A 1,185-nucleotide genomic window follows, 5' to 3' on the forward strand; every position below is an offset into this window, starting at 1 on the left:
ACTCCCTGTTCCCTCATCACAATAAAAAAATTCGGTCAAGTTCTGGTTAATTCCAATCCTTGACCGAATTATTTGTTGTAATAGTCAAAAACCCTAGGGTTCTTGACTATGTCTTCACCAATTCATCGGGAAATTATCCCGATCAACAACATACTAACTTAGGTTTCAGACTTCAGACTTCGTACTTTCTCCTTTTCTCCTAAGTTTTGACCTGTCGCCAGGGATTGGCATCCCTGGCAAGTTGCTATCTTAATCTACCAACAGATGTCGAATCAATATACTGATCACTTCACCAGAATTTCCGATAGGTTGAGGAGTGCTCCACTCATCAACTTGGGCGTAGCCACGGCTATAAAGGCTATAGATTGTGACCCGCACAATTTTGGGAGAACCGATCAATATATGTTTGATTTGCTTCCGTCCTGGCTGGGGTTTGCCAAATGATTCAGGGAGATTAGGATTGTTGGGGTTATACTCGAAATTTTGGAGAAAGTTTTCGATGTCCATAAGTTGTTTTGCTGTTGTTTTTGGGAACATTTATATGTTAAATTAAATTAAAAGTTTTGTCAATACTTTATTATTTTTTGTTTGTTTTTTGCTTAATTTTGGATTAGCGATCGCATTTATATTTAAAAGGTTAATCCTGGGATAGCATTTAATTTCGAGCATGATCGGATAGTATTTACAGTCGTTTTCAGATGAATTGACCTCACTAGCGAGAATTGCAAGCCCCCTAAATCCCCCAATTCTGGGGGACTTTAACTCAATGCATTTTTTTAGGGATTATGAATTAGGAATTAGAACGTTTATCATAATAGTAGTGAGCTACCTAGGATTTTTTCCCGATTCCCTGCTCCCTGCTCCCTGCTCCCTGCTCCCTGCTCCCTGCTCCCTGCTCCCTGCTCCCTGCTCCCTAATCAGAGCATCGCATTTTTTCAGGGATTCTAAATTAGAAATTCTATCGTTTATCATAATAGTAGTGAGCTGCACAGGATTTTTTCCCGATTCCCGATTCCCGATTCCCTACTCCCTACTCCCTACTCCCTACTCCCTGCTCCCTGCTCCCTAAATTGCTATAATTAATAGCATCGAACATAATTACCTATAAATTATGGAACCATTCTCCTTTTTAGCTGGTTTGGAACTATCGAAAATAGCGTCACCTTTGTTAGGTACTGTTGCGGG

The 1,185-nt window shown here is 40.2% G+C and carries 2 protein-coding genes; one reads left to right on the top strand and one right to left on the bottom strand.

The window, feature by feature from the left end:
• Nucleotides 1–249 precede the first annotated feature (249 nt).
• Nucleotides 250–507, bottom strand: a complete 258-nt coding sequence (locus tag F6K49_RS50880) for a hypothetical protein (protein WP_293110523.1) — start codon at nt 505–507, stop codon at nt 250–252.
• Nucleotides 508–820: 313 nt separating this feature from the next.
• Here F6K49_RS50880 and F6K49_RS50885 point away from each other — a divergent pair, with 313 nt between their 5' ends.
• The gene (locus F6K49_RS50885; RefSeq protein WP_293110525.1) at nt 821–1,069 is read left to right on the top strand and encodes a hypothetical protein; all 249 of its coding nucleotides are present in this window, start codon (nt 821–823) and stop codon (nt 1,067–1,069) included.
• Nucleotides 1,070–1,185: the final 116 nt, after the last annotated feature.

Source organism: Moorena sp. SIO3I6 (genome assembly GCF_010672095.1).